The organism is Lentzea sp. (assembly GCF_036380075.1).
Classification (GTDB): Bacteria; Actinomycetota; Actinomycetes; order Mycobacteriales; family Pseudonocardiaceae; genus Lentzea.
Genome location: NZ_DASVFL010000141.1, coordinates 1 through 8,129, shown reverse-complemented (window position 1 = coordinate 8,129; position 8,129 = coordinate 1). Strand labels below are relative to the sequence as shown.

Annotated in this window: 6 protein-coding genes; all 6 read left to right on the top strand. The window is 68.8% G+C overall.

The window, feature by feature from the left end; all coding sequences use genetic code 11:
- Nucleotides 1-625, top strand: a 625-nt coding sequence (locus tag VF330_RS17055; RefSeq protein ID WP_330852587.1) for a DegT/DnrJ/EryC1/StrS aminotransferase family protein, incomplete at its 5' end; no start/stop codon positions are given.
- A 148-nt stretch (nt 626-773) separates the two neighbouring features.
- Nucleotides 774-5,549, top strand: a complete 4,776-nt coding sequence (locus VF330_RS17050; RefSeq protein ID WP_330852586.1) for a DUF4082 domain-containing protein — start codon at nt 774-776, stop codon at nt 5,547-5,549.
- Nucleotides 5,546-6,193, top strand: a complete 648-nt coding sequence (locus tag VF330_RS17045) for a NeuD/PglB/VioB family sugar acetyltransferase (RefSeq protein ID WP_330852585.1) — start codon at nt 5,546-5,548, stop codon at nt 6,191-6,193. Before VF330_RS17050 ends, VF330_RS17045 begins: the two co-directional genes overlap by 4 nt.
- Complete coding sequence (locus VF330_RS17040) at nt 6,190-7,272, top strand: DegT/DnrJ/EryC1/StrS family aminotransferase (protein ID WP_414675388.1); 1,083 nt, start codon at nt 6,190-6,192, stop codon at nt 7,270-7,272. The genes VF330_RS17045 and VF330_RS17040 overlap by 4 nt, the downstream gene beginning before the upstream one ends.
- Entirely contained in the window at nt 7,269-7,829 is a 561-nt protein-coding gene (locus tag VF330_RS17035) for an acyltransferase (RefSeq protein WP_330852584.1), read from the top strand. The genes VF330_RS17040 and VF330_RS17035 overlap by 4 nt, the downstream gene beginning before the upstream one ends.
- 61 nt (nt 7,830-7,890) lie before the next feature.
- On the top strand, nt 7,891-8,129 hold a 239-nt coding region (locus tag VF330_RS17030), incomplete at its 3' end, for a helix-turn-helix transcriptional regulator (RefSeq protein ID WP_330852583.1).

The window sequence follows — 8,129 nt, the reverse complement described above, 5'->3', positions numbered from 1 at the left end:
CGCCTGGTCGTTCCACCCGCGCAAGCTCATCACCACCGGTGAGGGCGGCATGGTCACCACCGACGACCCCGAGTGGGTCGTCCGGCTCAAGCGGCTGCGCGAGCACGGCATGAGCGTGAGCGCCGCGGACCGCCACCACGGCGGCAGCGCCGTGATCGAGCAGTACCTCGAGACCGCGTTCAACTACCGGATGACCGACATCCAGGCCGCCGTCGGCCTGGTGCAGCTGTCCAAACTGGACGCGATCATCGCCCGTCGCCGTGAGTTGGCCGCGCGTTACCACGAGTTGCTGGACGGCGTGGTGGAGTCGGTCACCGACCCCGAGTACGGGACGACGAACTACCAGTCCTTCTGGGTCTGGTTGCCGGAGGGCGGTCCCGACCGCCAGGAGGTCCTCGCGGGACTCGCCGAACGCGGTGTCAGCGCACGGCGCGGAATCATGGCGTCACACCTCGAACCCGCCTACTACGGCCACGACAGCGCCCCGCTGCCGGTGACCGAGGCCTTCACGGCCAGGACGCTGATCCTCCCGCTGTTCCACGACATGACGGAGTCCGAACAGGACCAGGTCGTGTCGGCCCTTTCGGACACTCTCCACACATCCCGCCTGACCGTGCGTGGATGAAACATAAAGATTTCGCGAGCACCAGAACTTTTTTGTGTTGACACGTAACAGCTTCAACCAGATCGCCGACGTTCGGAGTAGCAGCCCTGTGCTGTCCAGCGTAGTGCGCGGATCACACACGGTAACTCCGTCCGAGAGGTGAAACCCAATGGTGGCTCAGCAGTCGCGTCTCGTGCGGGTGCTTGTGATCACGGCATTAATCGCATCGACGATGTTCGTGCTCGGGGTCTTCAACGCCCCCAACGCCAACGCTGCTCCGTGTGACTTCCCGGTCACCAACAAGGTCGCCTGCGAGAACACGCAGACCGGCGCGGACGACTGGCAGGCCCAGTACCGCGACGACTCGATCCTCGGGTACACGACGGACATCAGCTACAACGTGGGACAGACCGTCAGCTTCAAGATGCTGACGTCCGCGTCGTCCTACAAGCTCGACATCTACCGGATGGGTTGGTACAACGGCAAGGGCGCCCGGTACATGGGCACCGTCCAGCGCAACACGCCGCAGAACCAGCCCCCGTGCCTGAGGGACGCGCCGACCGCGCTGATCGACTGCGGCAACTGGGCCGTGTCGGTCACCTGGAACATCCCGTCCACCGCGGTCTCCGGTCTCTACTACGTGCGCATGACGCGCAACGACACCGGTGCCGAGAACGAGATGGCGTTCGTCGTCCGCGACGACAGCTCCCAGTCGAAGATCTTCTTCCAGACCTCCGACGCCACCTGGGTCGCCTACAACCGCTACGGCGGCAACAGCCTCTACTTCGGTGACGGTCCCGGCCAGGGCGGCAGCGCGTACAAGGTCAGCTACAACCGCCCGTACACCGGCGGCGACGGCGACGAGAACTTCATCTTCAACGCCGAGTACCCGATGCTCAGGTTCATGGAGCGCAACGGGTACGACATGAGCTACACGACCGACGTGGACTCGGCCCGGCGCGGCAACCTGATCAAGAACCACAAGGTCTTCATGGCCGTCGGCCACGACGAGTACTGGTCGAACGAGCAGTGGAACAACGTGATGGCCGCCCGCGACGCCGGCGTGCACATGGCGTTCCTCACGGGCAACGAGATCTTCTGGAAGACCAAGTGGGAGAAGAGCATCGACTCCTCCCAGACGGACTGGCGCACGATCGTCTGCTTCAAGGAGACGAAGGGCACCCAGAACGACGGCGAGAACACCTGGACCGGCACGTGGCGCGACCCGCGCTACAGCCCGCCGCAGGACGGCGGCAGACCGGAGAACGCGTTGCTCGGCAACATGTTCACCGTCAACGGCCGGCGTGACGACTCGCTGCAGGTGCCGGCCGCCTACGGCAAGATGCGGCTCTGGCGCAACACCGACCTGCAGGGCATGGCCTCCGGCACCACGTACACGTTCCAGCCCGGCACGCTGGGCTACGAGTGGAACACCGTGTACGACAACGGCTTCCAGCCCGCCGGCGTCGCGCAGATGTCGCGCACCACGGTCAACCTCGACGGCTACTACGCGCTGAAGAACTACGGCGACGAGTACGGCGGCGGTTCCGAGACCCACGCGATCACCTACTACCGCGCACCCTCGGGCGCGCTCGTCTTCGGCGCCGGCACGGTCCAGTGGGCGTGGGGCGTCGACGACGAGCACGCGTTCCTCACCAACACCCCGACGTCGGACAAGCGGATCAAGCAGGCGACGGTCAACTTCCTCGCGGACATGGGCGTGCAGCCCTATCAGCTGTGGGGACCGGACCAGCTCACGATCTCCGGCGCCATCAACGACAACGCCGCACCCGGCGTCCAGATCACGAACCTGCCGGCGCAGTCGACGGTCGGCCAGGCCTACACCTTCAGCGGCACCGTGATCGACGCCGCGGGCAAGGTCGCCGGCGTCGAGGTCTCCACCGACGGCGGCACGCGCTGGCACTACGCGAACTGGCAGGCCGGGCAGACGTCGTGGAGCTACACCTACACGCCGTCGCAGTCCGGCACCGCGTCGATCAAGGTCCGCGCGGTCGACGACTCGCTGAACCTCTCCACGCCGGTGAGCGCGACCCCGAACGTCGGCACACGCACCTGCCCGTGCGGCATGTTCTCCGGCCAGGAGGTCCCGAAGGTCACCTCCGCCGACGACAGCTCGCAGCTCGAGCTCGGCGTCAAGTGGAAGGCCGCGAGCAGCGGCTACGTCCGCGGCGTGAAGTTCTACAAGGGCACCGGAAACACCGGCACGCACACCGGTTCGCTCTGGTCCTCCACCGGTGACCTGCTCGCCACCGGCACGTTCGTCAACGAGAGCGCGACCGGCTGGCAGACGCTGCTGTTCCCGTCACCGATCGCGGTGAACGCGAACACGACCTACGTCGTCTCGTACTACACGCCGACCGGGCACTTCGCGTACGACAGCGGCGGTTTCTACCAGCAGCAGGCGTACATGGAACCCATCACCGGCCTGAAGTCCGGTGTGGACGGACCGAACGGCGTGTTCCGCTTCGGCGCCGGCTTCCCGAACAACACGTTCGACAACACCAACTACTGGGTCGACGTCGTCTGGGCGACGGACCCCGGTCCCGACACCCGCGCACCGATCCAGTCCGCGATGTCCCCGGTGTCCAACGCCGGTTCCGTCGCGCTCACCACCGCGGTGTCGGGCACGTTCGACGAGAACGTGACGCTGAGCTCGGCACAGGTCACCGTGACCGGCCCGAGCGGCGCGGTGACGGGCACGAAGACGATCTCGAACGACGCACGCACGATCACGTTCACGCCGTCCGCTCCGCTGGCGGCCGCCACGGCCTACACCGTCACCATGAGGGCGGCCGACGCGGCGGGCAACCTGTCGACGCAGTCGAGCTGGACGTTCACGACGGGCTCGCCACGACCGGCGGCCTGCCCGTGCACGGTCTGGGACGACTTCGCGGCACCCGCCGTGGTCGACTCGGGCGACACCGGCCAGGTCGAGGTCGGCACCAAGGTCCGCTTCGACGGCAAGGGCGAGGTGCTCGGCGTCCGCTTCTACAAGGGCACGGGCAACACCGGTACGCACACCGGTTCGCTGTGGACGTCGAACGGCCTGCTCCTCGCGACCGGCACGTTCAACGCCGAGACCACGTCCGGCTGGCAGAAGCTGATGTTCAGCTCGCCGGTCCAGGTGCAGGCGAACACGACCTACGTCGTGTCCTACAACGCGCCCAACGGCCGCTACTCGGTCACCTCCGGCTACTTCAACGGCCAGGAGGCGAGCTACCAGTCGCTGCACGCGCTGCAGAACGGTGCCGACGGCGGCAACGGCGTCTACAAGTACGGCACGGGATTCCCGAACGGCTCGTACAACGCCACCAACTACTGGGTCGACGTCATCTACCGAAACGGCCTCAACGGTGACACCACGCCGCCGTCGATCACGAGCCGCACGCCGGCCGTGAACGCGACGAACGTGGGCCTGCAGAGCGCCTTGACGGCGACGTTCAGCGAGCCGGTCGACCCCGCGTCGGCGCAGATCTGGCTGACGGACCCGAAGGGCGCGAAGCTGAGCGGCTCGGTGTCGTTGTCCGGTGACCAGAAGACGGTCACCTGGACCCCGTCCGGCAAGCTCGTGACCGGCACGCAGTACAAGGCGCACGTGGGCATCGCGGACGTCAACGGCATCGCGATGCCGGCGCCGGCGGAGTGGACCTTCACGACCACCACCACGCCGACGTGCCCGTGCTCGTTGTTCAGCACGGCGACCGTGCCCGACCAGACGTCGGCCGACGACTCCGGCGCGTACGAGCTCGGCGTGCGGTTCAGCCCGACGCAGTCCGGCCAGATCACCGGTGTCCGCTTCTACAAGGGATCCGGCAACACCGGCACGCACACGGGCTCGCTGTGGAGCGCCTCCGGTCAGCGCCTCGCGACCGGCACGTTCGGCAACGAGACCGCGACCGGCTGGCAGACGCTGACGTTCTCGCAGCCCGTGGTCGTCAGCGCCGGGCAGACCTACACCGCCTCGTACACGACGACCACCGGCCACTACGCGGTGAACGGCGGGTACTTCGGCACGGGTCCGGTGAGCTCGGGTCCGCTGACGGCACCGCAGGAGCAGAACGGCGTGTTCGTGCCGGGCTCCGGGTTCCCGACGATGACCTACGGCTCCGGCAACTACTGGGTCGACGTCGTCTACCAGCCCAACGCCGACAACGACGCCCCCGTCCTGCAGTCGCGCACGCCGCTGCCGGGTGCGTCCGAGGTGGCGCTGACGTCGACGGTCACCGCGTCGTTCGACGAGGCGGTCGACCTGAGCACCGCGCAGTTCTCCGTCACCGACCCCGGTGGCGCGAAGATCGCCGGCACGCTGGCGCTCTCGCCGGACTCGCGGATGGTCACCTTCACCCCGGCGGCGAGGTTCGCGGCGTCGACGGTGTACTCGGTGAGCGTCAAGATCGCGGACACGTTCGGCAACGTGATGGCGAACCCGCAGACGTGGAGCTTCACGTCGGCGACGACCCAGACGTGCCCGTGCTCGCTGTTCAGCGCGGCGACGGTGCCGACGACGACCTCGGCCGACGACACCAGCCCGTACGAGCTGGGCGTGAAGTTCACCTCCAGCACCAACGGCCAGGTCACCGCGGTGAAGTTCTACAAGGGCGCCGGCAACACCGGTACCCACACCGGGTCGCTCTGGTCCGCGGACGGGCAGCGCCTCGCCACCGGCACGTTCCAGAACGAGACGGAGTCGGGCTGGCAGACGCTGGTGTTCAGCTCGCCGGTGTCGATCACGGCCGGGACCACGTACGTGGCCTCGTACACGACCACCACGGGTCACTACGCCGTGAACTCGGGCTACTTCGGGTCGGTGACCTCGCCGCCGCTGGCGGCCACCGCCTCGGCCGGTGTGTTCACCTCCGGTTCCGGGTTCCCGACGTCGTCCTACAACGGTGGCAACTACTGGGTCGACGTGGTGTTCCAGTGACCGCAACGCCGTTGCTGCTGATCGGAGCAGGGGGACTCGCCCGCGAGGTGCTCGCGGCGGTCCGCCTCCTCCCGGAGGTCTGGAACCCGATCGGGGCTCTGGACGACTCCGCCGCCCTGCACGGCACCCTGGTCGACGGGGTGCCCGTGCTCGGCGGGCTCGGCAGCCTCGGTGACCACCCGGACGCGGCCGTCGTGGCGTGCGTCGCCAACGCGCGGCGGCCGTTGTCCCGCCTGAAGCTCGTGGAAGGGCTCGGGCTGCCGGACGAGCGGTGGGCGACCATCGTGCACCCGGCGGCCGTGACGTCCGGCGCTTCTCTCGGCGCCGGAACGGTTCTGCTGGCGGGGGTCGTGATCACGACCCCGCTTTCCGTCGGCCGGCACGTGGTGGCGATGCCGCACGTGCTGATCACCCACGACGACGAGGTGTCGGACGGCGTCACGTTCGCCGGCCGCGCCTCGCTCGGCGGGGGAGTGTTCGTGGGGGAGTCCGCGTACCTGGGACAGGGAGCCATGGTGCGCGAGGGAGTGAGAATCGGCTCCGGTGCCGTCGTCGGCATGGGAGCCGTTGTCCTGCGGGACGTTCCGGCAGGAGAAACGTGGGCCGGCGTTCCGGCCCGCCCGTTGCGTGGGGAGAGCGCGTGATCGAGATTCCGCTGGTGGACCTGCGTGCCCAGCACGAGCAGGTGGCCGACGAGGTGGCCGACGGCTGGGCAGAGGTGCTCAAGACGACGGCCTTCATCAACGGCCCCCAGGTCGCCCGGTTCGAGTCGGAGTTCGCTGCCTACCAGGAAGTCCCGCACGCCATCGGTGTCGGCAACGGCACCGACGCCATCGAGCTGGCGCTGCGTGCACTGGGGGTCGGGCACGGCGACGAGGTCGTCCTGCCCGCCAACACCTTCATCGCCACGGCCGAGGCCGTCGCCCGCTGCGGCGCGACGCCCGTGCTCGTGGACTGCGTCGACGACACGTTGCTCATCGACGTGTCGCAGGTGTCCTCTGTGGTCACTTCGCGCACCAAGGCCGTCGTGCCCGTGCACCTCTACGGCCAGGCCGCGCCGGTCGAGCTGCTGCCCCACGGCCTGCCGGTCGTCGAGGACGCCGCCCAGGCCCAGGGCGCGCGCCGCAACGGCGTCGCCGTCGGCGGCCTCGGCGTCGCCGCCGCCACCTCGTTCTACCCCGGCAAGAACCTCGGCGCGTACGGCGACGGCGGCGCGGTGCTGACGACGTCGGACGCCGTCGCGGAGTCGGTCCGCCTGCTGCGCGAGCACGGTTCGCCGCGCAAGTACGAGCACCCGGTGCTGGGCTTCAACAGCCGCCTCGACACGCTCCAGGCCGTCGTGCTGTCCGCGAAGCTGCGCAGGCTGGAGGGCTGGAACCAGGCCCGCCGCGCGGCCGCCCAGCGCTACACCGAGATGCTGGCCGACGTGCCGGGCGTGCGGACGCCCGTGGTCCTGGACGGCAACCTGCCCGTCTGGCACCTGTACGTCGTCCGCGTCCAGGACCGCGACCGCGTGCTCTCGTCGTTGCACGACGCCGGAATCGGTGCGGGCATCCACTACCCGACGCCGTTGCACAAGACCGGCGCGTTCGCCTCGCTGGCGGGGTCGTTCCCGGTGGCCGAGCAGTCGGCCGCCGAGATCCTGTCGCTGCCGCTGTTCCCGGAGATCACCGAGGCGCAGCAGGCCCGCGTGGTCGAGGCGCTGTCGGCGGCGCTGCGATGACGGGCGTGCGCGTGCACCCGAAGGGCCTGTGCGAGTCTTCTGACGTCGGCGACGGCACCCGCGTGTGGGCGTTCGCGCACGTCCTGCCCGGTGCCCGCATCGGCCGCGACTGCAACATCTGCGACGGCGCGTTCGTCGAGTCCCGCGCGGTGCTGGGCGACAACGTGACGGTCAAGAACGGCACGCTGGTGTTCGACGGCGTGACGTGCGAGGACGACGTGTTCCTCGGCCCGAACGTGCTCTTCACCAACGACCTGCGCCCACGCGCCCACGTGAAGAAGACCGGCGACGCCCTGGAGACCACCCTGGTCCGGCGCGGCGCCACGCTGGGTGCTGGTGTCGTGGTGGTGTGCGGCACGGTGATCGGCGAACACGCGTTCGCCGCGGCCGGTTCGGTGGTCACGCGCTCGGTGCCGGCGCACGCCTTCGTGGCCGGCAACCCGGCTGTCGTCAAGGGCTGGGTCTGCGCCTGCGGTGCGCGGCTCTCAGACGACCTGTCGTGCCCGGAGTGCGGTGTCCGGCACGAGGAGACCCCGGACGGGTTGAAAGCGGTCTGAGAGCCGTTTTCACCCGTACGAGCCCCCTGTTGGAGTCGCTTCTACACCTAGCGTCGCGGGAATGACCGCGATCATCTCCACTGCCTACAGCAGGGACCTGGGCGACGAGCTCCGCAAGCTGCGGGAGACCTGCACGAGCCTGGGCGGCCGCGCGATGGCCGCCCAGCTCGGGTGGGACCCGAGCAAGGTCTCGAACGTCGAGAACGGCAAAGCCCGCGCGTCGGACATCGACCTCGCGCAGTACATCGCGACGTGCGGCAAGGACCTCGTTTTCCTGGAGGAGTTCCGCGAGCGGTACCG

Excerpts from the sequence above, each read along its gene's own strand:
- VF330_RS17050 (WP_330852586.1), top strand. The coding sequence starts at position 774 with ATGGTGGCTCAGCAGTCGCGTCTCGTGCGGGTGCTTGTGATCACGGCA.
- VF330_RS17035 (WP_330852584.1), top strand. The coding sequence starts at position 7,269 with ATGACGGGCGTGCGCGTGCACCCGAAGGGCCTGTGCGAGTCTTCTGAC.